We start from the raw sequence: 23331 nt of genomic DNA, 5'->3' as shown, positions 1-23331 counted from the left end.
AGGACGACCAGGGGGCCGGTCGCGGGGGCGGCGGTCACCGGATCTGCAGGTTGTCGAGGTACGACCGCACGTTGCGGCGGGTCTCGGGGACGGAGTCGCCGCCGAACTTCTCGACGACGGCGTCGGCCAGCACCAGGGCGACCATGGCCTCGGCGACGATGCCCGCGGCGGGCACGGCACAGACGTCGGAGCGCTGGTGGTGCGCGACGGTGGCCTCGCCGGTCGCCACGTCGACGGTCGCGAGGGCCTTCGGCACGGTCGCGATCGGCTTCATGGCGGCGCGGACGCGCAGCAGTTCACCGGTGGTCAGACCGCCCTCGGTGCCGCCGGAGCGGCCGGAGGTGCGCCGCAGGCCCTCGGGGGTGGAGACGATCTCGTCGTGCGCCTGCGAGCCGGGTACGCGGGCCAGGTCGAAGCCGTCGCCGACCTCGACGCCCTTGATGGCCTGGATGCCCATGAGCGCGGCCGCGAGGCGCGCGTCGAGGCGGCGGTCCCAGTGCACGTGCGAGCCGAGGCCGACGGGCACGCCGTAGGCGAGCACCTCGACGACGCCGCCGAGGGTGTCGCCGTCCTTGTGGGCCTGGTCGATCTCCGCGACCATCGCCTTCGACGCGTCGGCGTCGAGGCAGCGCACCGGGTCGGCGTCGAGCTTCTCGACGTCGGCGGGGGTCGGGTAGACGCCGTACGGGGCCTTGGCGGCGGCCAGTTCCACGACGTGGGAGACGATCTCGATGCCGGCGACCTCCTTGATGAAGGACCGGGCGATGGCACCGAGGGCCACGCGGGCGGCGGTCTCACGGGCGCTGGCGCGCTCCAGGATCGGCCGGGCCTCGTCGAAGCCGTACTTCTGCATGCCGGCGAGGTCGGCGTGGCCGGGACGCGGCCGGGTGAGCGGCGCGTTGCGGCCGGTGTCCTTGAGCAGCGAGGGGTCGACCGGGTCGGCCGACATGACCGTCTCCCACTTGGGCCACTCGCTGTTGCCCACCATCACGGCGACCGGGGAACCGAGGGACAGACCGTGGCGGACACCGCCGAGGAACGTGATCTCGTCCTGCTCGAACTTCATCCGGGCACCGCGGCCGTAGCCGAGCCGGCGCCGGGCCAGGTGGTCGGCCACCAGCTCAGTGGTGACCGGAACGCCGGCGGGAAGCCCCTCCAGCGTCGCTACCAGAGCCGGGCCGTGCGATTCCCCGGCCGTCAGCCAACGCAACCTGCTCAACGATGCTCCTCATGCTCGCGCCTGATTCAGCGACGGCGCGACCGGGTGCGCGGCCCGGACCCGCCTTCACCCGATCCTCCCATGTCCGCGCCGGTACACCGCCCTCGGTCCAGCTATCGGACGGCGGACCGGCGCCGGGACCACCACCGGTAGCCCTCCCAGCAGACCGCGCCACCCACCAGGGCGCCGATGGTCAGCTTGACCCAGAGCGGCCACGAGCTGAGCAGGCTGCGGAAGAAGAGACCCACCGCGTACGCGGCGTCCCACCTCGACGCCAACACCTGATCCGTGCCGATCTCGTCCACTTGGCCCCCCAAGGTCCCCGTTGTCCCGACCGGGAAGCCTATCGGGCGGCGAGGGCCCGCTCTCCGGCGGCCCGCATGGCCGCCAGGGGCGCCGCGGGGCTGCCGGTCATCTGCTCGACCTGCAGCACGGCCTGGTGGACCAGCAGGTCCAGGCCGCCGAGGAGCTTGCCGCCGCGGCCGGACCAGGCGGCGGCCAGCGCGGTGGGCCAGGGGTCGTACAGCACGTCGAAGAGGGTGCCCGGGGCCGTGGGAACGGAGCCGGCCAGCTCGTCCGTGGCTCCGGCCGGGGTGGTCGCGATGACCAGCGGCGCGGCCAGCGCCTCGGCCGCCCGCGACCAGTCGGCCGTGCGGACGTCCACGCCGAGCCGCTCGCCCCACTCCCGCATCTCGGCGGCGCGGGCGGAGGAGCGTACGTACGCGGTCACCTCGCCGGAGCAGATCCGCGCGAGCGCGGCGAGCGCCGAGGAGGCGGTGGCGCCGGCGCCGAGGATCGCGGCGGACTCCACCTTGCCCACGCCCTGTTCGGCGAGGGCGGAGAGCAGACCGGGGATGTCGGTGTTGTCGCCGACGCGGCGGCCGTCCTCGGTGAACACGACCGTGTTGACCGCCTCGACCGAGGCGGCCGTGTCACTGATCCCGTCGAGCAGCGGGATGATCGCCCGCTTGAGCGGCATGGTCAGCGACAGGCCGGCCCATTCCGGGCCGAGCCCGGCGATGAAGTCCGGGAGCGCGGCCTCGTCGACTTCGAACCGGTCGTACGACCAGTCGGCGAGGCCGAGCTCCTGATACGCGGCGCGGTGCAGCACCGGCGAGAGGGAGTGCTCGATGGGCGAACCCAGCACCGCGGCCCGTATCCGTGACATGTCCTGCTACCCGCCGTTCTTCTGCTTCTGCCGTGCCTGGAACTCGGCGACGAGCTTCAGGTGCTCGTCGTAGGTCTTGCTGAAGCTCGTCTTGTCGCCGTCGACCGACACGAAGAACATCCAGCCGCCGCCGTCCGGGTTGAGCGTAGCGGTCACCGCGTCCAGGCCGGGGTTCCCGATCGGGCCGGGGGGCAGTCCCCTGACGTTGTGCGTGTTGTAGGGGTGGACGAAGTTCCTGGCTTCCGTGAGGTTGAAGTTGATCTCGCTCGTGCCCTTGACGTAGTTGTACGTCGAGTCGAACTCGATCTTCTGGTTGGAGATGTCGTTGGTCTTCTTGAGGCGGTTGTAGACCACCTCCGCCATCTTCCGGAAGTCGTCGTGGTTCTTGCCCTCGGCGTTGACGAGGCTGGCGACCGTGACCACCTGGAGCGGGTTGCTCAGGCCCAGGTCCTTGGCCTTGCCCTCGATCCCGAGCTCCATGTACTTGTCGGTGGCGTTCTTGACCATCTGCTTGAGCAGCGACTCGGGGGTGCTGTCCTTGGAGAGGTCGTAGCGCATCGGGTACAGGAAGCCCTCGAGCGGGTCCATGATCTTCGGGTCGTTGTTCGCCCACGCCGGCAGGCCGAGGTTCTTGGCCTCCTTGAAGGCGATGTCCTTGGTGGTGCCGGCCGGCTTCTCGAGCTTCTTGTCGATCGCGTCGTAGACCGTGCTGTTGCGCATGCCCTCGGTGATGGTGAGCACGTGGAGCTTGGTGGGATCCACCATGACCGCGACCGCCGAGGCCGCCGACATCTTCTTCTTGAGCGGATAGATGCCGGGCTGGATCTTCTTCCCATCGGGGTTGGCCGTCGCGGCGTCCACGAAAGCCTGGGCGCTCGCGACCACGCCCTTCTCCTTGAGGATGCGGCCCATCTGGCCCAGGCCCGCGCCCTTGGGGATCTCGACGTCGACCGCCTCGTCGATGCCGGCGCCCGCGAAGTCCTCGGCCGCGCCGAACTTGTCCTTGAGGTAGCTGTAGCCGTAGTAGCCGCCACCGCCGAGCACGCCGATGATGACCACGGACGCGATGAGGCAGGCCATGCCGCTGCGCTTCTTCGGCTTGCCGCCGGAGCGTCCCGAGCGGCGGCCGCCGGGCTCGTCGTCGTCACCGTCGTCGCGGCCGCCACCGCCGCCGGCCAGGAAGGATTCCTCGGGCTCTTCGGCCGGGGCCTCCTCCTGCCACTGCTCCTCCGGCTCCAGGTGCCGGCGGCCCGGGGGGCGCGGCGGAGGGAAGGCCTCGGGGGTGCCGTAGAGGTCGGGGGTCTCGCCGGGATAGCCGGCCGTCTGCTGCTGCGCGTAGGGGTCCGCACCCGCGTACGGGTCCGCGGCCTGCGCGGCGTTCACGTAGCCGGCATCGAACCCGGCGCCGTGATCGAACCCGGCGTTCGGGTCGAAACCGTGGTTCTGGTCCAGGCCGACGGGGACCTGGCCGGTGTCCCAGCCCTGGCCCCCGTACGTCCCCTGGTGCTGCTGGTACTGCTGCTGCGGTTGCTGCTGGTACTGCTGGTACTGCTGCTGCTGGTACTGCTGCTCCGGTTGATACGTCTGCTGCGGGTACTGGACCTGCTGCTGGTACTGCGGCTCCTGCGGGTACTGCTGCTGACCATCGATGTAAGGCATCTGACCCTGCTGGGCCTCGTGCCCGGTCCACCCCTGGTCCCCGTACTGGGGATCCTCGGGGTGCCACGGTTCGGGGCCAGGGCCCCGGCCATACTCAGTCATCGATCCCCTAGCGCGCCGCAGGGCGTTGGCCGCGACTCCATCCGCCGCGACACCCGGTTCCGCCTCTTGGTGGGCGACGGCTGTTCGAATGCCGTCACTTCGCGCGGAACGTTACCGTATCGCGATCAGACAACCACTTCGACGCACTCACCGGGCGGATTACCTGATACCCGTTCGGTCTCCAGGGCGTTCTGCAGGATGACCACGGCGGCCGCCTGGTCGATGACGGACCGGCCCTTCTTGGCGTTGCGCCCCGAGGCCCGCAGGCCCTGGGCCGCGGTGACCGTCGTCATCCGCTCGTCCACCAGACGCACCGTCACGGGCTTGATGCCCTTGGCGAGTTCCATGGCGAAGGCGCGGCACTTGGCCGCGGCCGGCCCCTCCCGCCCGCTGAGCGAACGGGGCAGACCGACCACCACCTCGATGGGGTCGTACTCCTCGACGAGCTGCCGCAGCCGCCGGTGGGCGAAGGGGATGTCCCGGCCCGGCACGGTTTCCACCGGTGTGGCCAGCACCCCGTCGGGGTCGCACGAGGCGACCCCGATCCGGGCGTCCCCGACGTCGATGGCCAGCCGGCGGCCGCGGCGCAGCGTCATCAGGCGGTCTCGCCCACGAGGCGCTCGACGGCCGCGATGGCGTCGCCGATGGCGGCCGGGTTCTGGCCGCCGCCCTGCGCGACGTCCGGCTTGCCGCCACCGCCGCCGCCGAGGGTCTTGGCGGCGGTACGGACCAGCTCGCCGGCCTTGAGGCCGCGCTCGCGGGCCGCCTCGTTGGTGGCGATGACGGTCAGCGGGCGGTCGTTGGCGACGGTGAACAGGGCCACGACGACCGCGCGGTCTCCTTGGATGCGCCCGCGGACGTCGAGGACCAGCTTGCGCAGGTCGTCGGCGCCCGTGCCGTCCGGCACCCGGCCGGTGACCACGGCGACGCCGCGTACGTCCTGGGCGTCCGCGGCGAGGCCGGCGGCGGCCTGGAGGACCTTCTCCGCGCGGAACTTCTCGATCTCCTTCTCGGCGTCCTTCAGCTTGCCGAGCATGGAGGCGATCTTCTCCGGCAGCTCCTCCGGACGGCCCTTGACCAGCTCCTGGAGCTGGGCGACGACCGTGTGCTCCTTGGCGAGGAAGTTGTAGGCGTCCACGCCGACGAGGGCCTCGACGCGGCGCACGCCGGAGCCGATGGAGGACTCGCCGAGCAGCTTCACCAGGCCGAGCTGGGCGGTGTTGCCGACGTGGGTGCCGCCGCACAGCTCCTTGGAGAAGTCGCCGATGGTCACGACGCGCACGCGCTCGCCGTACTTCTCGCCGAACTCGGCGATGGCGCCCTGCTTCTTCGCCTCGTCGATGCTCATGACCTCGGCGGTGACGTCGAGCTCGCGGGAGAGCACGTCGTTGATCTTCTGCTCGACGTCGGTGAGGACCGAGCCGGGAACGGCGTTCGGCGAACCGAAGTCGAAGCGGAAGCGGCCGGGCGAGTTCTCGGAACCGGCCTGGGCGGCCGTGGGGCCGAGCGCGTCGCGCAGCGCCTGGTGGGTCAGGTGGGTGGCCGAGTGGGCGCGGGCGATGGCCCGGCGGCGCTTGATGTCGATGGCGGCGTACGCCGAGGCGCCCACCGTCACCTCGCCGACCTGGACGGAGCCCTTGTGCACGGAGACACCGGGGACCGGCTGCTGGACGTCGCGGACCTCGATGACGGCACCGGTGTCGAGCCGGATCCGGCCCTGGTCGGCGAGCTGGCCGCCGCCCTCGGCGTAGAAGGGGGTGCGGTCCAGGACGACCTCGACCTCGTCGCCCTCGGAGGCGGCGGGCGCGGAGACGCCGTTGACCAGGAGGCCGACGATGACGGACTCGCCCTGGGTGGTGGCGTAGCCGGTGAACTCGGTGGCGCCGGAACCGTCGGCGATCTCCCGGTAGGCGGACATGTCCGCGTGGCCGGTCTTCTTGGCCTTGGCGTCGGCCTTGGCGCGGTCGCGCTGCTCCTGCATCAGGCGGCGGAAGCCGGTCTCGTCCACGGCGAGGCCCTGTTCGGCGGCCATCTCCAGGGTGAGGTCGATCGGGAAGCCCCAGGTGTCGTGGAGCAGGAACGCCTTCTCGCCGGCCAGGACCGTGCCGCCGGCGGCCTTGGTCTCGGTCACGGCGGTGTCGAGGATGTTCGTGCCGCCCTTGACGGCCTTGAGGAAGGCGGCCTCTTCGGCGAGCGCGACGGTCTCGATGCGCTTGCGGTCGGTCACCAGCTCCGGGTACTGCTGCCCCATGGTCTCGATGACCACGTTGACGAGCTCCTGGATGACCGGCCCGGTGGCGCCCATGAGGCGCATGTTGCGGATGGCGCGGCGCATGATGCGGCGCAGCACGTAGCCGCGGCCCTCGTTGCCGGGGGTCACGCCGTCGCCGATGAGCATGGCGGAGGTGCGGATGTGGTCGGCGACCACGCGCAGCGAGACGTCGGTTCCCTGGGCGGCGCCGTACCGCACGCCCGTCAGCTCGGTGGCCTTGTCCATGACCACGCGCAGGGTGTCGGTCTCGTACATGTTCTGCACGCCCTGCAGGATCATGGCGAGGCGTTCGAGACCGAGACCGGTGTCGATGTTCTTCGACGGCAGGTCGCCGAGGATCGGGAAGTCTTCCTTCCCGTCGCCGGCGCCGCGCTCGTACTGCATGAAGACCAGGTTCCAGATCTCCACGTAGCGCTCGTCGTTGACGGCGGGGCCGCCCTCGACGCCGAACTCGGGGCCGCGGTCGTAGTTGATCTCCGAGCAGGGGCCGCAGGGGCCCGGGACGCCCATGGACCAGAAGTTGTCCTTCTTGCCCAGGCGCTGGATGCGCTCGGCCGGGACGCCGATCTTGTCGCGCCAGATGGCCTCGGCCTCGTCGTCGTCGAGGTAGACCGTGATCCAGAGCTTCTCGGCTTCGAGGCCGTAGCCGCCGTCCGCCACGGAGCTGGTGAGCAGCTCCCAGGCGTACTTGATGGCGCCTTCCTTGAAGTAGTCGCCGAAGGAGAAGTTGCCGCACATCTGGAAGAACGTGCCGTGGCGGGTGGTCTTGCCGACCTCTTCGATGTCCGGCGTGCGGACGCACTTCTGCACGCTGGTGAGCGTGGGTGCGGGCGGCTTGACCTCGCCCAGGAAGTACGGCTTGAACGGCACCATGCCCGCGGGCACCAGCAGCAGAGTCGGGTCGTCCGCGATGAGCGACGCCGAAGGGACAACGGTGTGACCGCGCTCCTCGAAGAAGCTCAGCCAGCGGCGGCGGATTTCAGCCGACTCCATCAGTGGTCCTCATTCCGGTTGTACTTGCCCCTCGAGCGGCTCGAGCGGTGAGTGGTGGTCTGGTCCTGCTTGTCGTACGGGTCGTGCGCGATGGCCCGCAGCCGCCGCGGCCCGGGAAGGGCGCTGACGTTGCCGGGCAGGTCGGGGTCCTGGTGGAGCCCCAGTGCGTCGTTCAGCTCGTCCTCGCGCTGCGACATTCCCGCCTTGACGTCGAGGGCGAAGTCCTTGAGGCGGTGGCCCGCTTCCAGCGCCTTGTCGGCGGCCTGGGCGGCGAGGCTCTCCGGTGTCAGCTTCTTGAGCTGGCGGTTGACCTTGGTGGTGGCCCACACGCCGGCGGCTGCGCCTGCGGTGAACCAGAAGGCTCGGCGGAACATCGGCGGTCTCAGCCCTTCTGCTTCCGGCGCCGGGCCGCCGGCACCGTACGGCCAACGATCACGTTACGTCGCGGCGTCTTGCGCGGCACGTCCTCGGGGGCGGCGCCGTTCTTGCCGAGCGCCTTGCGGACGCCGTAGCCGAAGGCCGCGACCTTGACGAGCGGGCCGCCGAAGGTGGACGCCACGGTGGAGGACAGCGCGGAGGCGTTGGAGGTGACTTCCTGGACGTCGCTCGCGATGGCATCGACCCGGTCCAGCTGGGTGCGGGCCGAGCGGACGGTCGTGGAGGCGTCCGCGAGCAGCGGGACGGCCTGGTCGGTCACGTCGGCCACCAGCTTGGTGGTCGCCTTGAGCACCTGGGCCAGCCTCACCAGCACCACGGCGAGGAAGGAGACCAGGATGGCCCAGAAGACGGCCACGAGGATCCCGGCCACCTCTCCACCGGACACGTCACACCGCTCTCTACACATTGATCAGCAAGCGAAAAAGTCGTCCTCCGACCCTATCGCGCCGGAGATCCGCCGAAGTACCGGAATTCCCGGCCGCGCCCCGGCCCGCGGCCGGGCGGAGTCCGCCTTGTACGCAGAGCATCCGGACCAGTACCCTCCGTGTCCCATGCGACAGAGACCCATTCCCCGAAGGACGCCGGGCAATCTTCCCTCGGACCTGAGCGGCTTCGTCGGGCGGGGGGTCGAACTGGCCGAGCTGGAGCGACTGCTGGAGTCCTCGCGGCTGGTCACGGTGACCGGCGCGGGCGGGGTCGGCAAGTCCCGGCTGGTCCTGGCGGCGGCCCGGGCCGCGGCGGACGACAGGTCCGCGGACCCCGCGCAGGAACGCCACTGCGACGGCGTGTGGCTGGCCGAGCTGGCTTCCGTACGGGATCCGACGCTGCTGGAACTGACCATCGCGGAGGCCCTCGGGCTGACCGACCACACCGTCCGGCCGCCCCGCCAGGTGCTCGCCGAGCACCTGGCCGAACGGCGGCTGCTGCTGGTCCTGGACGGTTTCGAGCAACTGGTGGACGAGACCGCCGCCCTGGTACGGGACCTCCTACGCGGCTCCCCCGGCCTGCGCGTGCTCGCCGCCGGCCGGCGCCCGCTGACCCTCGACGGCGAGCTGTCCTGGCCGCTGGCCCCGCTGGACCCCGAGGAGGCCCTGGCCCTGCTGATCGAACGGGCCTCTGCGGCCGATCCCTCGTTCAGCCTGACGGAGGCGAACCGGGCGGTGCTGGCCGAGCTGTGCGCCCGGCTCGACGGCCTGCCCCTGGCTCTGGAGCTGGCGGCGGGCCGGATGCGCACGCTGTCCCCGGCGCAGGTGCTGTCCCGGCTGGAGGACCGCTTCGCCCTGCTGACGGGCGGCTCGCGCGGGGCGCTGCCCCGCCACCGGGCCCTGCGCACGGCGATCGGCTGGAGCCACGAGCTGTGCACCACCGCGGAGCGGCTGCTGTGGGCGCGGCTCTCGGTCTTCGCCGGGCAGTTCGACCTCGATGCCGCCGAGTACGTGTGCGCGGGCCCGGACCTGCCGGTGGAGTCGGTGCTGGACCTGGTCGGGGAGCTGCTGGGGCAGTCCCTGCTGGTCCGGGAGGAGACGGCCGCCGGGGTCCGCTACCGGATGCTGGAGACCGTACGGATCTACGGGGCGGGCTGGCTGGAGTCGACGGGCGACGCCGGGCGGCTGCGGCGCAGGCACCGGGACTGGTACATGGGCCTGGCGACCTGGTGCGAGCTGGACTGGTTCAGCCCGCGCCAGCAGGAGGTGGCCGCGCTGGTCGAGGCGGAGCTGGCGAACCTGCGGCTCGCGCTGGAGTGCTGCCTGGACGAGCCGGACGAGGTCCACCTCGGCCAGTACCTGGCGGGCACCCTCTGGTTCTACTGGGCGGGCTGCGGCCGGCTCACCGAGGGCCGGCACTGGCTGGACCGCTCCCTGGAGGCCGGACCCGGGCCGGGCGAGCCTTCGGAGTACGAGAGCTCGCGGCTGAAGGCGCTGTGGGTGCTCGGGTACGTCGCCGCCCTGCAGGGGGACTCGGTGGCCTCGATGAGCGCCCTGTACGAGTGCCGGGACGGGGCCGCGCAGAGCGGGAACCCGGTGGCGGCCGCGTACGCGGTGCACCGGTTGGGCTGCCTGGCGCTGGTCTCGGACGACATGGTGCGGGCCCGGGAGCTGCTGGGCTCGGCGCTGGAGCGCTACCGGGAGGCCGGCGAGCTGAACAGCAACGTGCTGATGTGCCAGGTGGAGCTGGCGATGGCGCTGGCCTTCCAGGGGGAGCAGGAGGGCGCGCTCTCGCTGTGCGAGGAGGTCCGGGACATCTGCGAGGAGCGCGGGGAGCGCTGGACGAAGGCGTACGCCCTGTACGTCCTGGCGTACGCGGCGCTGGACGCGGGGGGCACGGCCGAGGCGCGGCGGCTGCTGTCCGAGTGCGTGGCCGTCAACCACGCCTTCCGCGACCTGGTCGGGCTGGTGCTGGCGGTGGAGCTGCTGGCGCTGGTGACGGTGGCCGAGGGGCACCCGGCGGAGGCGGCGCTGCTCCAGGGGGCGGCGGAGCCGATGTGGGACGGGGTGGGGCTGCGGCTGTTCGGCTCGGGGTACTTCAACGCCCCGCGGCTGATGTGCCAGGAGCGGGCGGGCGAGCTGCTGGGCGCCGAGCGGTACGCGTCCTGCGCCCGGCACGGGCGGACGCTGGGGGTGGACGCGCTGGTGGAGCGGGCCCTGCGCGGGCCGGAGCCGGCACCCGCGCCGACGGGTCCGCTGCCGAGGCCGCGCGCCGCCGCCGACCGGCCGGCGACCCGCCCGGGGGCGGACAACAGGAAGCCCGCCGGCTCCCCCAAGGGGGAACCGGCGGGCTGACCAGCCTGTGAGGCTACGTCCGCTGGATCAGCGAGCGTAGTACTCGACGACGAGCTGCTCGTCGCAGATGACCGGGATTTCCTTGCGGTTCGGGTCGCGGTCCAGGCGGAAGGCCAGGGCCTTCAGGTTGACCTGCAGGTAACGGGGGGTCTCGCCCTCGCCTGCGTAGCCACCCTCACGGGCAACCTGGAACGGAACCTTCTCGCGGCTGCGCTCGCGCACCGTGATGACGTCGTCCGGGCGGACACGGAACGACGGCTTGTCGACCTTGTCGCCGTTGACCTCGATGTGGCCGTGAACGACCATCTGACGGCTCTGGTAGATGGTGCGGGCGATGCCCGAACGCAGGACCAGGGCGTCGAGGCGACGCTCGAGCTCGACGACCAGCGCCTCGCCCGTCTTGCCTTCGGCCTTCTTGGCGCGGTCGTACGCGCGGGCCATCTGACGCTCAGAGATGTCGTACTGAGCGCGCAGACGCTGCTTCTCCAGCAGACGAACCTTGTAGTCCGAGTTCTGCTTGCGGCCACGGCCGTGCTCGCCCGGCGGGTAGGGGCGGGCCTCGAAGTACTTGACGGCCTTCGGGGTCAGCGCAATGCCGAGGGCACGCGACTTCTTGACCTTGGGTCGCTTCTGGTTCACGTGGAACCTACCTCCATGTAAGTTAGGTGAGGCTTACCTTAGCGAGGAGGACGTAATGTCTCGACCACATGGGATCCCCCTGCCCAGTGCGCATCGAAGTTCAGATCCAAACGAAACAGGATCTGCTTTCGACGACGATTGGCAAGGTCAGCCGCGTCCCAGGGAAGGCGTTCGGCAGCTCACCGGAGCCGAACGCGTACGAACCCTCGTAGAGTCCAACGCCTCAGTATCCCTCACCCTGCCCGGTGCTCGTGACCAGGGAGAGTTCGGAACGGGGGCGCCGGCCGCAAGGACCGTCACCCCGGACGGGGACGTGATTCTCCTGGTATCAGGGGAATCCGCGGCTGCCAGGGCAGCCGCTCACGCCCAGGACGACGACCTCACCGCCGTGATCGAGATCACGGATGTGGCGCCGGTGTCCGTGCCCCATCGTATCCGAGGCCGAGCGTGGCTCGCCGGGTGGCTCACCCCGGTGCGCGGGGACGCCGACCGGGCGGCCTGCGCGGCCCTGCTGGCGGAGCGCCACCCGGTCGGCGAGCTCCTCGGGATGTCCGAAACCCTCGAGGGCCCGTCCGCTCTCCTCGAGGGCGGCGGCCGGCCCGCGTGGATGCTGCTGCGCCTGGAGGTCGGGGAGATCTCCGTCGACGACCTGTGGGGCGCCGAGCACGTGGAGCCCGAGCTGCTCGCCGCGGCCGAGCCCGACCCGATGACGGCGCACGAGACCGAGATCCTCCAGCACCTGGCCACCGCGCACGGCGACCGGCTGGCCGACCTGCGCGCGCTGCTCGGCACCCGGGAGGCGGCGGACCTGACGGCGGTCCCCCTCGCACTCGACCGCCTGGGCCTGCGGGTGCGCTTCACGCGCGGCGCGGGCACGGGCGCGGGGTCGGCCTTCGACGCCCGCTTCGACTTCCCCGAGCCGGTGGCCGACGTCTGCGAGCTGCGCCAGGCCATGCGCACACTGTTCGACTAGGGACAGGTGGCGAGCATTTCCTGCAGCGCCTGCTTCTCGGGCGGGGTCACGGACAGCCGGTACTTCACCTTGATGCCGGTGTAGCGCCGCGCGTACTCGCACCAGTAGGCCTTCTGCGGCGGCTTCCACTTGTCGGCGGTCTTGCTGCTCTTGTCGTAGTTGGTCTGCTTGTCCACCGCGAGCAGCACGTCGAGGTCGTTGGCGTACTCCAGCCTGCGCTGCGGGGTCCAGGCGTACGCGCCCCCGCGCCAGGCGGCGCCGAGGGCGACGACGTGGTCGGTTTGGATCTGCGAGGCGCGCCGGTAGAAATAGGGGAGCTCCTTGCCGGTGTACGGGTCGTGCAGCACCCCGGACAGGACGACGCAGGCGTTGCGGTCCCCCTCGCGCAGCTCCCGCAGGTCCCTGCGGAGCACGTCGTCCCGGGTGTCGCAGCCGTTGCGCCCGCCGACGGCGTCGGTCTCGTCGGACCAGTACCTGCCGAAGTTCTCTCGCTTGTACGTCTCCCAGTTCTTGCCCCACTCGACGGTGAGCCCGCCCAGCCCGGTCCTGGCGGTGGCGGCGTCCGGCGGAAACCCGGCGCTCGCGAGCGGCACCTGCGCGACGAGCGCGGCGGCGCTGGCGCGGGCCTTCCCGGCGTCCCCGTGGTGGCATCCGCCGAGCAGCAGCGCGGTGGCGGCGACGGCGACGAGCGGAGCGGGACGTCCCATGCGACGGAGCCTAGGCCCCTCCCCCGGGCCCGGCCCGCCGACACGTCAGGACCCGCCGCCCCGCAGGCGCTCGCGGACCTTCTCCACCACGTCCGCGTACCGCGCCTCGGCGCCGTAGCGCGTCGGCTCGTAGTACCGCTTGCCGTGCACCGCGTCCGGCGCGTACTGCTGCGCGGCGATCGCCCCGGGCACGTCGTGCGGGTAGACGTACCCCACCGCGTGGCCCAGCTTCGCCGCCCCCTTGTAGTGCCCGTCCCGCAGGTGAGCCGGAACGGAGCCGGCCAGCCCGGCCCGGACGTCCGCCAGCGCCGCACCGATCGCCGTCGTCGCGGTGTTGGACTTCGGGGCCAGCGCCAGCGCGATCGTCACGTGCGACAGGGTCAGCGCCGCCTCCGGGAAGCCGATCATCGCCACCGCCTGCGCGGCCGCCACCGCGAGCGGCAGGGCCGTCGGGTCGGCCAGCCCGATGTCCTCGCTCGCCGAGATCATCAGCCGCCGGGCGATGAACCGCGGGTCCTCCCCCGCCTCGATCATCCGTGCCAGGTAGTGCAGCGCCGCGTCCACGTCCGAGCCGCGGATCGACTTGATCAGTGCGCTCGCCACGTCGTAGTGCTGGTCGCCGTCCCGGTCGTACTTCACCGCCGCCCGGTCGACCGCCTCCTCCACCGTCTGGAGGGTGATCTCCGGCTCGCCCTTGGCGATCGCGGAACCGGCGCCCGCCTCGAGGGCCGTCAGGGCGCGCCGGGCGTCACCGCCCGCGATGCGCAGCAGGTGCGCCTCGGCGTCCTCCGGCAGGGTGACGGCCCCGCCCAGTCCGCGCTCCTCCGTCAGCGCCCGGTGCATCAGGGCGCTCAGGTCCTCGTCGGTCAGCGGTTCCAGCGTCAGCAGCAGGGACCGCGACAGCAGCGGGGAGATGATCGAGAAGTACGGGTTCTCCGTGGTCGCGGCGATCAGCGTGACCCAGCGGTTCTCCACGGCCGGGAGCAGGGAGTCCTGCTGCGCCTTGCTGAAGCGGTGGATCTCGTCGAGGAACAGGACGGTGTCCTTGCCGTAGCCGCCGGCCGCGCGCTTGGCGCCCTCGATGACGGCCCGTACCTCTTTCACGCCGGCGGTGATCGCGGACAGCTCGACGAACCGCTTCTTCGTCGCCTGGCTCACCACGTAGGCGAGCGTGGTCTTCCCGATGCCCGGCGGACCCCACAGGATCACCGAGGAGGCTCCGGCCGGACCGCCCGCCCCGTCCACGACGAGCCGGCGCAGCGGTGAGCCGGGCTTCAGCAGGTGCTGCTGGCCGACGACCTCGTCCAGGGTGCGCGGACGCATCCGGACGGCGAGCGGAGAACTGGAGGGGTCCTTCGCCTGTCGTTCTTCGGCTGCGGCGGTGAAGAGGTCTGGTTCCACACCGGAAGCCTATGCGAGCCCACTGACAGGACCGCCCGGGGCGGGATCCGCGAGGGGCCTCACAGGTGCCTCACAGGGGCCTCAGGAGGTCCAGAAGTCCCACCAGCGCGTCAGGATCAGCATCCCGATGATCCCGATGTGCAGGACGGGCAGCACCCAGGTGAACTCGTCGAAGAAGGCGCGCAGCCAGCCGGGGGCCCCCAGCAGGCGGCCCCGGACGTTGTGCGAGGTCACGTACCAGAACATGACGATGGTGGCGACCCACGCGAGGCAGCACCACAGGCACAGGGAGTTGATGTTGTACAGCGACTGGTACATCAGCCAGGTGCAGAAGCCGACGCCGAACAGCATCCCGGCGTTCAGGGTCAGCCAGTACCAGCGCGGGAAGCGGGCGCGGGCCAGCAGGCTCACGCCGACGCAGACGACGATGCCGTAGGCGACCAGGCCCAGCATCGGGTTGGGGAAGCCGAAGACGGCCGCCTGGTCGCTCTTCATGATGTTGCCGCAGGAGACGATCGGGTTGAGGCTGCAGCCCGGCGTGAAGTCCGGGTCCTCCAGCAGCTTGAACTTGTCGATCGTGATGACCCAGGCGGCGAGCAGTCCCGCGAGCCCTGTGATCACCAGCAGCAGGGCCAGCGCCCGGCTTCCGCCGACCGCCGTCCGCGGCTCCGCGGTGTCCGTGCCGGTCCCTCGTGTCGTCATCCCGCCCGCTCCACATCTGCAAGGTCAACAAGCACCGGCCATTGTGCCGTACGCGGCCCGCTGTCCACCGTTCGACGGACATAAGGACGTACGCACGGGGGAACCGGTGGACGCGCCCCCGGCACACCATGGGGGACATGACACGAAACGCGGTGGAAGTGCGGGGGCTCCGCAAGCAGTACGGCGGGGTCACCGCGGTGGACGGACTGGACCTGACGATCCGGCGGGGCGAGGTCTTCGGCCTCCTCGGGCCCAACGGCGCAGGCAAGAGCACGACCGTGGAAATACTCCAGGGGCACCGGGAGCGGGACGGCGGCGAGGTGTCCGTGCTCGGCGCGGACCCCGCCACCGGCGGGCGGGCCTGGCGCTCGCGCGTCGGCATCGTCTGGCAGGACGAGTCGGCGCCCGCCGAACTGACCGTACGGGAGACGGTCGAGCACTTCGCCCGCTACTACCCGGCGCCGCGCGATCCGGCCGAGGTCATCGCCCTCGTCGGCCTGGAGCACAAGCGCGGCCACCGGGTGAAGGGCCTCTCCGGCGGCCAGCGCCGGCGTCTGGACGTCGCGCTGGGCGTCATCGGCGACCCGGAGCTGCTGCTCCTCGACGAGCCGACGACCGGTTTCGACCCGGCGGCCCGGCGGCAGTTCTGGGACCTGATCCGCCTGCTGTCCGACGCCGGCACCACCATCGTGCTCACCACCCACTACCTGGAGGAGGCCGAGGCCCTCGCCGACCGGCTCGCGGTCATCGCCCGCGGCAAGGTCGTCGCCGAGGGCGATCCGGCCTCGCTGCGGGCCCGCCTGGGGACCGGGGCCACCGTCGAGTGGACCGACCGCGACGGCGGCACGCGCAGCACCCGTACCGACACGCCCACCCGTACGGTCGCCGAGCTGGCGGCCCGTTTCGACGGCGAGGTCCCGGACCTGAGGATCACCCGCCCCACCCTGGAGGACGTGTACCTGCGCCTCACGGGCCAGCTCGACCCGGGCACGACGCGGCAGGAGGAGTCCCGATGAGCACGGTGACCGGTACGAGCGTGCGCGGCGGCCGCGCCAAGGCCCTGCCCGGCGCCTGGTCGCTGGGGCTGAGCCGGGGCGCGCTGGAGATCAGGCAGTTCGCCCGCCAGCGCGACGCGGTGATCTTCACCTTCGCCTTCCCCATCGTCCTCCTCGCGCTGTTCGCCTCGATCTTCCGCGACGGCATGGAGGGCACCGGGGTCACCGCTTCCCAGATGTACGCGGCCGGCATGGTCGCCGCCGGCATCATGTCCACCAGCTTCCAGTCCCTCGGCATCTCGATCGCCGTCGAACGCGACGAGAAGGTGCTGCGCCGGCTGCGCGGCACGCCGATGCCGCCGGCGGCGTACTTCCTCGGCAAGGTCTGGCTGGTGCTGGTCACCGGGCTCGCCGAGACCGCGATCCTGTTGCTGGTCGGCTCCACCCTGTTCGACCTCGATCTGCCGGTGTCCGCCGCCAAGTGGCTGACCTTCGCCTGGATCTTCGCCCTCGGGCTGGCCGGCTGCGCCCTGCTCGGCATCGCGATCAGCAGCCTGCCCAAGTCCGGGAAGAGCGCCAGCTCGGTCGTGGTCCTGCCGTTCCTGATCCTGCAGTTCGTCTCCGGGGTCTTCATCCCGGTCCACCAGATCCCCGACTGGCTGCTGAACATCGGTGCGCTGTTCCCGCTCAAGTGGATGTGCCAGGGGCTGCGCGGGGTGTTCCTCCCGGAGTCCGCGGCCGTTCTCGAACAGGCCGGCGGCTGGGAGTATGGCAAGGTCGCCCTGGTCCTGGGCGCCTGGGTCGTCGGGGGGCTGGTCCTGTGTCTGCTGACCTTCAAGTGGAAGAACCGCCGCGACGGTTGAGCGGCCCCGCCCGGTTCCCCGGAGCGCGCGAGTCCCACGTCTGGGACCGCGCCTTCGGGCCGTGGGACCTCTACTTCGGGCTGGTGTGGGCCGCCACCGCGGCCTTCGTCCTCGGCGGCGACTTCCCGCCGCTCCCCCACCGGCTGGCCGCCGTGGCCCTGCTCGCGCTGCTCGTCCCCTGGTACGCGTGGGCCGGGCGCCCGCTGCTCCTGCTGGAGCCGGGCGCCCGGTACGGGCGGTCGGTGCGCTACCTGGCGGGGAACCTGGCGCTGTTCCTGCCGGCCTCCGCCCTCGCCGGCGAGGCCCGCCTGATCACCTTCGCGCTCGCCCCGCCCTGTTTCATGCTGCTGCCGCTGCGCCGGGCGGTGGCCGCGATGGGGATGGTGGCCCTGCTGCCCGTGGCCGGCTGGGCGCTGCTGTGGCGGCCGCCCGGGAACGAGGTGTTCGTGGGCGTCCTCGGCTCCGTCGTCACCTTCGCGTTCTCCGCGTTCTTCGGCGCCTGGATCATCCGCATCATCGAGCAGAGCCAGAACCGGGCCTCCCTGATCGCCGAACTCGACGCCACCCGGGAGGAGGTGGCCAGGCTCTCCGCCGAACGCGGCGCCCACACCGAGAGGGAACGCATGTCCCGGGAGATCCACGACACGCTCGCGCAGGGCTTCACCAGTCTCCTGATGCTGGTGCAGGCCGTGCAGTCGGAGCTGGACACCGATCCGGCGCAGGCGCGCCGCCACCTGGACCTGATGGCCGCCACCGCCCGGCAGAACCTGGCGGAGGCCCGCGCCCTGGTCACCGGCGGCGCACCCGCCGATCTGGACGGCGGCTCGCTGCCGGACGCCGTACGCCGCCTCGCGGCCCGGCACGACCCGCCTGCGGCCGTGTCGGTGACGGGGGACGTCCGTCCGCTGGCCCCGGCCCTGGAGGTCGTGGCCCTGCGCACCTGTCAGGAATCCCTCTCGAACGCGGCCAAGCACGCGGGCCCGCAGGCACGTTGCGCGGTGTCCCTGGCCTACGGCGGCTCCGAGCTGACCGTCACTGTCCGGGACACCGGGCGGGGCTTCGACCCGGCGGCCCCCGCACCGGGCTACGGCCTGCGGGGCCTGCGCGCCCGCGCGGCGGAGGCCGGCGGGACGGCGGCGATCGACAGCACGGCCTCGACCGGTACCACCGTCACCGTCACCCTCCCGATCCGCTGAGGAGCCGTACGACATGATCCGCATCCTGCTGGCCGACGACCACCCCGTGGTGCGGGAGGGCCTGCGCGGCATGCTCAGCGCCGAGCCGGACCTGGAGGTCGTCGCGGAGGCCTCGAACGGCCCGCAGGCGGAGGCGCTGGCCGCGCGGCTGCTCCCCGACCTGGACCTGATCCTGATGGACCTGCGGATGCCGGGCGGCGACGGCGTCGAATCGATCGCCCGCATCTGCGCGGCCGGGCTGCCGGTCCGCGTGGTGGTCCTGACCACGTACGAGGACGACCGGGACATCCTGCGCGCGGTGGAGGCGGGAGCGGCGGGCTATCTGCTGAAGGACATGGCGCGGGCGGAGCTGACGGCCGCGATCCGGGCGGCCGTGCGCGGCGAGACGGTCCTCGCCCCGACGGTGGCGGGCCGCCTGGTGGACCAGCTCCGCACCCGCCCGTCGCTGCCGCGGCTCTCCGACCGGGAGGTGGCGGTGCTCCGCCTGGTCGCGGAGGGCTCGACCAATGCCGAGATCGGCCGCCGGCTGTTCGTGGCGGAGTCGACGGTCAAGACCCACATGCTCCGCATCTTCGGCAAACTGGAGGTCACGGACCGCACGGCCGCCGTGACCACGGCCATGCGGCACGGCTTGCTGTGACTGCGGCCGCTGCGCGGGCCTTCCCCCACCCCGCCCCTTCCCGAAACCGGGGCTCCGCCCCGGGAAACGGCGAAAGGGCGGGGCGGGGAGAGCTCCGCGCAGCGGGTCCCCCGGCCCCGCCCCACCAGGCGGCAGCGTCCGTCAGGCCAGGCGCGCCTGGACCGTGGCGACCACGTCGGCCAGTGCCACCGGCGTCTGCTCCCCGGACTCCATGTCCTTCAGCTGGACCACGCCCTCTTCGAGGTCGCGGTCGCCCGCGACCACCGCGAACCGCGCCCCGCTGCGGTTCGCGTCCTTCATCGCACCCTTGAGGCCCTTGCCCCCGTACGAGATGTCCGCGGCGACACCGGCCCGCCGCAACTCGGTCACCAGACCGAACAGCACCGGCTTCGCCCCGCCCAGCGCCACCGCGAAGACGGAGGTCGCCGACGGGATGTCCAGCTCGATGCCCTCGGCCTCGAGCGCCAGCACCGTACGGTCCACGCCGAGCGCCCAGCCGACCGACGGCAGCGCCGGTCCGCCGATCATCTCGGAGAGGCCGTCGTAGCGGCCGCCGCCGCCGACCGCCGACTGCGAGCCCAGGCCGTCGTGGACGAACTCGAAGGTGGTCCGCGTGTAGTAGTCCAGCCCGCGGACCAGCTTCTCGTCGTCCTCGAAGGCGACCCCGGCCGCCGTCACCAGCGCCCGCACCTCCTCGTGGTACGCCTTGCACGCGTCGCAGAGGTAGTCGCGCAGCATCGGCGCGCCGACCAGCTGCTTCTGTACGTCGTCCCGCTTGTCGTCGAGGACGCGCAGCGGGTTGATCTCGGCACGGCGGACGGTGTCCTCGTCCAGGTCCAGCCCGCGCAGGAAGGACTGCAGGGCCTCCCGGTACACCGGGCGGCACTCCTTGTCGCCCAGCGAGTTCAGCAGGATCCGGAAGTCGCGCAGGCCCAGCGAGCGGTACGCCTGGTCGGCCAGGATGATCAGCTCGGCGTCCAGCGCCGGGTCCTCGGCGCCGATCGCCTCGGCGCCGACCTGGGAGAAGTGGCGGTAGCGGCCCTTCTGCGCCCGCTCGTAGCGGTAGTACGAGCCGGAGTACCAGAGCTTGACGGGCAGGCCGCCGAGCTTGTGCAGGTTGCCCTGGAGCGCCGCGCGCAGCACGGACGCGGTGCCTTCGGGACGCAGGGCGAGCTCGTCGCCGCCCTTCGTCGTGAGGGTGTACATCTCCTTGCTGACGATGTCGGTGGACTCGCCGACACCGCGCGAGAACAGCTCGACGTTCTCGAAGCCGGGGGTCTCGATGTACCCGTAGCCGGAGTTCTTCAGGGGCGCCGAGATCGCCTCGCGCACCGCCAGGAAGGTGGCGGAGCGGGGCGGCAGCAGGTCGTACGTGCCCTTGGGGGCCTGAAAAGTACTCACGAAACTCTCGTCACATTCCTCGTCGTGGAGCGGCTGTCGGATCCGCTGCCAGGCCGGCCGCGACCTCCCGCAGGTACGGGTTGGTCGCGCGCTCTCGGCCGATGGTGGTCTGGGGACCGTGGCCGGACAGCACCACGGTCGAGTCGTCGAGCGGCAGGCACACGCGGCCCAGCGACTCGAGGATCTCGGCGTGGGAGCCGCCGGGCAGGTCGGTGCGTCCGATGGAGCCGGCGAAGAGCAGGTCGCCCGAGAAGAAGACCGGCGGGCACCCTTGATCTTGTGGAGTGGCAGCCAGCTCGGGCATCCGGAAGGTCACCGACCCCCTGGTATGGCCGGGGGCGTGCGCCACCGAGAAGTCCATCCCCGCCAGCTTCAGGCCCGCGCCGTCGGTGAGCTCGCGGACGTCGTCCGGCTCCCCCACGGTCAGCTCGCCCATGAGCGGCATCCCGATGGAGCGGCCGAGCGCCTTCTCCGGGTCGCTCATCATGAAGCGGTCCTCGGGGTGGATCCAGGCCGGTACGTCGTGCGCTCCGCACACCGGGACCACCGAGGCCACGTGGTCGATGTGGCCATGGGTCAGGACGACCGCGACGGGCTTGAGCCGGTGCTTCCTCAGCGTCTCCTCGACACCCCGGGTGGCCTGGTGGCCGGGGTCGATGATGACGCACTCCTCACCGGCGGCGGGGGCGACCACGTAACAGTTGGTCCCCCAGGCCCCGGCGGGGAATCCGGCAATCAGCACGTTCGTCCTCAATCGTCGTCCGGGTGGGAGGCTGCAGATCGGAATGCTGCTGCTCAGAGCCTACCGGCGCCGCTCATTACACAGCGAACCCATATACGGTACGGCCTAACCCAGCCCGGACAGTGGTACCAGACACGCACAAGGAGACGACCCGGTGGTCACGAACGATCAGCGGCGGCGCCAGCTCGCCAGGGAGAAGTACGAACGCCAGCAGAAGCGGCGTGCCGAGGCACGGCAGAAGTCGCGCAGGCGCGCGGCCGTGATCGGCGCGGCGGTGGCCGTGGTGGTCGCCGCGCTGGTCGGCCTGGTGGTCGGCGGCGTCTTCGACAAGGACAAGAAGGACGAGGCGGCCGACCCGGCCGCGAACCCGTCGGCCTCGCCGACGCCCCAGCAGTCCCCCTCGCCGGCGATGGCGATCGACGCCAAGGCGAAGTACACCTTCGACCTGAAGACCAGCGCGGGCGACGTCACGTTCGAAATGGACGCGGCGAAGACCCCGCAGACGGTCAACTCGTTCAAGTCGCTCGCCGACAAGAACTTCTTCGACAAGACCAAGTGCCACCGCCTGACGACGAGCGGGATCTTCGTCCTGCAGTGCGGTGACCCGCAGGGCACCGGCACGGGCGGCCCGGGCTACACGATCGCGGACGAGAACCTCGAGTCCCTCGGCAAGCCCAACGAGCAGGGCCAGGTGGTCTACCCGGCGGGCACGGTGGCGATGGCCAACACCGGCCAGCCCGGCTCGGGCGGCAGCCAGTTCTTCCTGGTGTACAAGGACAGCCCTCTGACGCCTTCGTACACCCCGTTCGGCAAGATCGACGCGGCCGGCCTGAAGGTGCTCGAAGAAGTGGCCAAGGCCGGTACGGCCGACGGCGGCCAGGACGGGGCCCCCAAGACCCCCGTGACCATCGAGAAGGGCACCGTCACCCAGAACTGACCAGGACCGGGCGCCCCGGGCCCGGGCTGTCCCCTCGATTTCTTCGACGGCGCTCTGGTACGGCGATATTCCGTCGTGCTGGATGCGGACAGCCGGCCCGGCGGTCGCCTATGTTGGCGTTGTGCAGGGCGGGCGCGGCCCGCCCCCAGGAAACTGTGGACGATGCCCAGGGGGTGAACCCCTCGCAAGGCATCAGGTGGAGGAGGCGCTGTGAGCAGCGACCCGTGGGGCCGAGTCGACGAGACCGGCACCGTGTACGTGCGTACTGCCGATGGCGAGAAGGTCGTCGGCTCGTGGCAGGCCGGCACCCCGGAGGAGGCCCTGGCCTACTTCGAGCGCAAGTACGAGGGCCTGGTGGTCGAGATCGGCCTCCTCGAACGACGGGTGCGGACCACCGATCTGCCCGCCAAGGACGCCCAGACGGCCATCGAGCACCTGCGCACGCAGGTGGACGAGCACCACGCCGTCGGCGACCTCGACGCGCTGCGCGTCCGGCTGGACAAGCTGGTGTCGACCGTGGACTCGCGGCGCGAGGAGCGCAAGGTCCAGAAGGCCAAGCAGACGGACGAGGCCCGTACGGCCAAGGACGCGCTGGTCGTCGAGGCCGAGCAGCTGGCGCAGAGCGACCAGTGGCGCAGCGCCGGTGAGCGGCTGCGGGCGCTGGTGGACATCTGGAAGGGTCTGCCCCGCCTGGACCGCAAGTCGGACGACGAGCTGTGGCACCGCTTCTCGCACGCCCGCTCCGCCTTCTCCAAGCGCCGCAAGGCCCACTTCGCCTCGCTCGACGCGCAGCGCGAGGACGCCCGCAAGGTCAAGGAGAAGCTGGTCGCGGAGGCCGAGGCGCTGTCGAAGTCGGCCGACTGGGGTCCGACCGCCGCCCGCTACCGCGAGCTGATGGAGAGCTGGAAGGCCGCGGGCCGCGCGCAGCGCGAGTCCGAGGACGACCTGTGGAACCGTTTCCGCGGTGCGCAGGACGTCTTCTTCGCGGCGCGCAGCGAGGTGTTCGCGGAGCGCGACGCCGAGCAGGTGGAGAACCTGAAGCTGAAGGAGGAGCTGGCCGACGAGGCCGAGAAGCTCGTCCCGGTCACGGACCTGAAGGCGGCCCGTGCCGCCTTCCGCTCCCTGAACGAGCGCTGGGAGGCCATCGGCCACGTACCGCGGGACGCGCGTCCCAAGGTCGAGGGCCGGATGCACTCCGTCGAGCGGGCCATCCAGGAGACCGAGGAAGGCGAGTGGCGCCGCACCAACCCGGAGGCGCGGGCCCGTGCCGCCGGCCTGACGGGTCAGCTGCAGGCGGCGGTGGACAAGCTGCGCGGCCAGATCGACGCCGCGCGCGCGACGGGCAACAACGCGAAGGCCGACAAGCTGTCCCGGGAGCTGGAGGGCCGTCAGGCCCTGCTGGACCAGGCGCTGAAGGGTCTCGAGGAGTTCGGCGGCTGATTCGGGGCCGCCCCCGCACGTACGAGGGCCCCGGTACGGATCTTCCGTACCGGGGCCCTCGCGC

General features: G+C 71.6%; 22 protein-coding genes. 8 read left to right on the top strand and 14 right to left on the bottom strand.

Going from position 1 to position 23331, the window contains the following annotated elements:
* Positions 1 to 34: 34 nt before the first annotated feature.
* The 8 genes from aroC to DRB96_RS04040 all read right to left on the bottom strand — a co-directional run bounded on the left by aroC (position 35) and on the right by DRB96_RS04040 (position 8236).
* Entirely contained in the window at positions 35 to 1219 is a 1185-nt protein-coding gene (gene aroC, locus DRB96_RS04080) for a chorismate synthase (RefSeq protein WP_112446807.1), read from the bottom strand.
* 113 nt (positions 1220 to 1332) lie between these two features.
* Positions 1333 to 1536, bottom strand: coding sequence for a hypothetical protein (locus tag DRB96_RS04075; RefSeq protein WP_162688506.1), 204 nt, complete (start codon positions 1534 to 1536; stop codon positions 1333 to 1335).
* 26 nt (positions 1537 to 1562) lie between these two features.
* Positions 1563 to 2387, bottom strand: coding sequence for a shikimate dehydrogenase (locus DRB96_RS04070; protein ID WP_112446805.1), 825 nt, complete (start codon positions 2385 to 2387; stop codon positions 1563 to 1565).
* A gap of 6 nt (positions 2388 to 2393) precedes the next feature.
* Positions 2394 to 4148 carry an endolytic transglycosylase MltG gene (gene mltG / locus DRB96_RS04065; protein ID WP_112446804.1) on the bottom strand — a complete coding sequence of 585 codons (1755 nt, stop codon included), beginning with the start codon at positions 4146 to 4148 and terminating at the stop codon, positions 2394 to 2396.
* A gap of 125 nt (positions 4149 to 4273) precedes the next feature.
* Positions 4274 to 4744, bottom strand: coding sequence for a Holliday junction resolvase RuvX (gene ruvX, locus DRB96_RS04055; RefSeq protein ID WP_112446803.1), 471 nt, complete (start codon positions 4742 to 4744; stop codon positions 4274 to 4276).
* Positions 4744 to 7413 carry an alanine--tRNA ligase gene (alaS, locus tag DRB96_RS04050; protein WP_112446802.1) on the bottom strand — a complete coding sequence of 890 codons (2670 nt, stop codon included), beginning with the start codon at positions 7411 to 7413 and terminating at the stop codon, positions 4744 to 4746. The genes ruvX and alaS overlap by 1 nt, the downstream gene beginning before the upstream one ends.
* Positions 7413 to 7787, bottom strand: a complete 375-nt coding sequence (locus DRB96_RS04045; protein WP_112446801.1) for a DUF6167 family protein — start codon at positions 7785 to 7787, stop codon at positions 7413 to 7415. Before DRB96_RS04045 ends, alaS begins: the two co-directional genes overlap by 1 nt.
* A gap of 8 nt (positions 7788 to 7795) precedes the next feature.
* The gene (locus DRB96_RS04040; protein WP_112446800.1) at positions 7796 to 8236 is read right to left on the bottom strand and encodes a DUF948 domain-containing protein; all 441 of its coding nucleotides are present in this window, start codon (positions 8234 to 8236) and stop codon (positions 7796 to 7798) included.
* Positions 8237 to 8402: 166 nt separating this feature from the next.
* On the opposite strand from DRB96_RS04040, the gene DRB96_RS04035 reads away from it, so the two are divergent.
* Positions 8403 to 10631, top strand: a complete 2229-nt coding sequence (locus tag DRB96_RS04035; protein WP_112446799.1) for an AAA family ATPase — start codon at positions 8403 to 8405, stop codon at positions 10629 to 10631.
* A 27-nt stretch (positions 10632 to 10658) separates the two neighbouring features.
* Here the strand turns inward: DRB96_RS04035 and rpsD are convergent, their stop codons facing one another.
* Complete coding sequence (rpsD, locus tag DRB96_RS04030) at positions 10659 to 11270, bottom strand: 30S ribosomal protein S4 (RefSeq protein WP_112446798.1); 612 nt, start codon at positions 11268 to 11270, stop codon at positions 10659 to 10661.
* 55 nt (positions 11271 to 11325) lie between these two features.
* On the opposite strand from rpsD, the gene DRB96_RS04025 reads away from it, so the two are divergent.
* Positions 11326 to 12243 carry a DUF2470 domain-containing protein gene (locus tag DRB96_RS04025; RefSeq protein ID WP_112446797.1) on the top strand — a complete coding sequence of 306 codons (918 nt, stop codon included), beginning with the start codon at positions 11326 to 11328 and terminating at the stop codon, positions 12241 to 12243.
* Here the strand turns inward: DRB96_RS04025 and DRB96_RS04020 are convergent.
* The 3 genes from DRB96_RS04020 to DRB96_RS04010 form a co-directional block, all read right to left on the bottom strand.
* Entirely contained in the window at positions 12240 to 12950 is a 711-nt protein-coding gene (locus tag DRB96_RS04020) for an HNH endonuclease family protein (protein WP_112446796.1), read from the bottom strand. The two genes, DRB96_RS04025 and DRB96_RS04020, sit on opposite strands and share 4 nt — an antisense overlap.
* A gap of 45 nt (positions 12951 to 12995) precedes the next feature.
* Positions 12996 to 14351, bottom strand: a complete 1356-nt coding sequence (locus DRB96_RS04015) for a replication-associated recombination protein A (protein ID WP_112446795.1) — start codon at positions 14349 to 14351, stop codon at positions 12996 to 12998.
* Positions 14352 to 14432: 81 nt separating this feature from the next.
* Positions 14433 to 15053 (bottom strand): vitamin K epoxide reductase family protein, encoded by a 621-nt coding sequence (locus DRB96_RS04010; RefSeq protein WP_112446794.1) that lies wholly within the window; start codon positions 15051 to 15053, stop codon positions 14433 to 14435.
* A gap of 137 nt (positions 15054 to 15190) precedes the next feature.
* Here DRB96_RS04010 and DRB96_RS04005 point away from each other — a divergent pair, with 137 nt between their 5' ends.
* Genes DRB96_RS04005 through DRB96_RS03990 form a run of 4 tightly spaced genes read left to right on the top strand, consistent with a single transcriptional unit; the run spans position 15191 to position 18747 of the window.
* Positions 15191 to 16069: an ABC transporter ATP-binding protein gene (locus tag DRB96_RS04005; RefSeq protein ID WP_112453194.1), complete on the top strand. Its 879-nt coding sequence runs from the start codon at positions 15191 to 15193 to the stop codon at positions 16067 to 16069.
* On the top strand, positions 16066 to 16911 hold the full coding sequence (locus DRB96_RS04000; RefSeq protein ID WP_112446793.1) for an ABC transporter permease: 846 nt from the start codon (positions 16066 to 16068) through the stop codon (positions 16909 to 16911). The genes DRB96_RS04005 and DRB96_RS04000 overlap by 4 nt, the downstream gene beginning before the upstream one ends.
* A complete protein-coding gene (locus DRB96_RS03995; RefSeq protein WP_239516056.1) occupies positions 16908 to 18107 on the top strand; it encodes a sensor histidine kinase in 1200 nt (399 codons plus the stop codon). The genes DRB96_RS04000 and DRB96_RS03995 overlap by 4 nt, the downstream gene beginning before the upstream one ends.
* 13 nt (positions 18108 to 18120) lie before the next feature.
* Entirely contained in the window at positions 18121 to 18747 is a 627-nt protein-coding gene (locus DRB96_RS03990) for a response regulator transcription factor (RefSeq protein WP_112446791.1), read from the top strand.
* A 141-nt stretch (positions 18748 to 18888) separates the two neighbouring features.
* Here DRB96_RS03990 and hisS read toward each other — a convergent pair whose 3' ends face one another.
* Positions 18889 to 20148, bottom strand: a complete 1260-nt coding sequence (hisS, locus tag DRB96_RS03985) for a histidine--tRNA ligase (RefSeq protein WP_112446790.1) — start codon at positions 20146 to 20148, stop codon at positions 18889 to 18891.
* 10 nt (positions 20149 to 20158) lie between these two features.
* Positions 20159 to 20890 (bottom strand): MBL fold metallo-hydrolase, encoded by a 732-nt coding sequence (locus DRB96_RS03980; RefSeq protein WP_112446789.1) that lies wholly within the window; start codon positions 20888 to 20890, stop codon positions 20159 to 20161.
* A gap of 154 nt (positions 20891 to 21044) precedes the next feature.
* On the opposite strand from DRB96_RS03980, the gene DRB96_RS03975 reads away from it, so the two are divergent.
* Together DRB96_RS03975 and DRB96_RS03970 are read left to right on the top strand one after the other, a co-directional pair.
* Positions 21045 to 21827 (top strand): peptidylprolyl isomerase, encoded by a 783-nt coding sequence (locus DRB96_RS03975; RefSeq protein ID WP_112446788.1) that lies wholly within the window; start codon positions 21045 to 21047, stop codon positions 21825 to 21827.
* Between the two features lie 210 nt (positions 21828 to 22037).
* Positions 22038 to 23267 (top strand): DUF349 domain-containing protein, encoded by a 1230-nt coding sequence (locus DRB96_RS03970; RefSeq protein ID WP_112446787.1) that lies wholly within the window; start codon positions 22038 to 22040, stop codon positions 23265 to 23267.
* Positions 23268 to 23331: the final 64 nt, after the last annotated feature.

The organism is Streptomyces sp. ICC1, from assembly GCF_003287935.1.
Lineage (GTDB): Bacteria > Actinomycetota > Actinomycetes > Streptomycetales > Streptomycetaceae > Streptomyces > Streptomyces tritrimontium.
Note: the sequence above shows the minus strand (reverse complement) of the source record. Positions and strands in the feature narration are given on the sequence as shown.

Excerpts from the sequence above, each read along its gene's own strand:
- DRB96_RS04070 (WP_112446805.1), bottom strand. The coding sequence starts at position 2,387 with ATGTCACGGATACGGGCCGCGGTGCTGGGTTCGCCCATCGAGCACTCC.
- mltG (WP_112446804.1), bottom strand. The coding sequence starts at position 4,148 with ATGACTGAGTATGGCCGGGGCCCTGGCCCCGAACCGTGGCACCCCGAG.
- ruvX (WP_112446803.1), bottom strand. The coding sequence starts at position 4,744 with ATGACGCTGCGCCGCGGCCGCCGGCTGGCCATCGACGTCGGGGACGCC.
- alaS (WP_112446802.1), bottom strand. The coding sequence starts at position 7,413 with ATGGAGTCGGCTGAAATCCGCCGCCGCTGGCTGAGCTTCTTCGAGGAG.
- DRB96_RS04045 (WP_112446801.1), bottom strand. The coding sequence starts at position 7,787 with ATGTTCCGCCGAGCCTTCTGGTTCACCGCAGGCGCAGCCGCCGGCGTG.
- DRB96_RS04035 (WP_112446799.1), top strand. The coding sequence starts at position 8,403 with ATGCGACAGAGACCCATTCCCCGAAGGACGCCGGGCAATCTTCCCTCG.
- DRB96_RS04025 (WP_112446797.1), top strand. The coding sequence starts at position 11,326 with ATGTCTCGACCACATGGGATCCCCCTGCCCAGTGCGCATCGAAGTTCA.
- DRB96_RS04020 (WP_112446796.1), bottom strand. The coding sequence starts at position 12,950 with ATGGGACGTCCCGCTCCGCTCGTCGCCGTCGCCGCCACCGCGCTGCTG.
- DRB96_RS04010 (WP_112446794.1), bottom strand. The coding sequence starts at position 15,053 with ATGACGACACGAGGGACCGGCACGGACACCGCGGAGCCGCGGACGGCG.
- DRB96_RS04005 (WP_112453194.1), top strand. The coding sequence starts at position 15,191 with ATGACACGAAACGCGGTGGAAGTGCGGGGGCTCCGCAAGCAGTACGGC.
- DRB96_RS04000 (WP_112446793.1), top strand. The coding sequence starts at position 16,066 with ATGAGCACGGTGACCGGTACGAGCGTGCGCGGCGGCCGCGCCAAGGCC.
- DRB96_RS03990 (WP_112446791.1), top strand. The coding sequence starts at position 18,121 with ATGATCCGCATCCTGCTGGCCGACGACCACCCCGTGGTGCGGGAGGGC.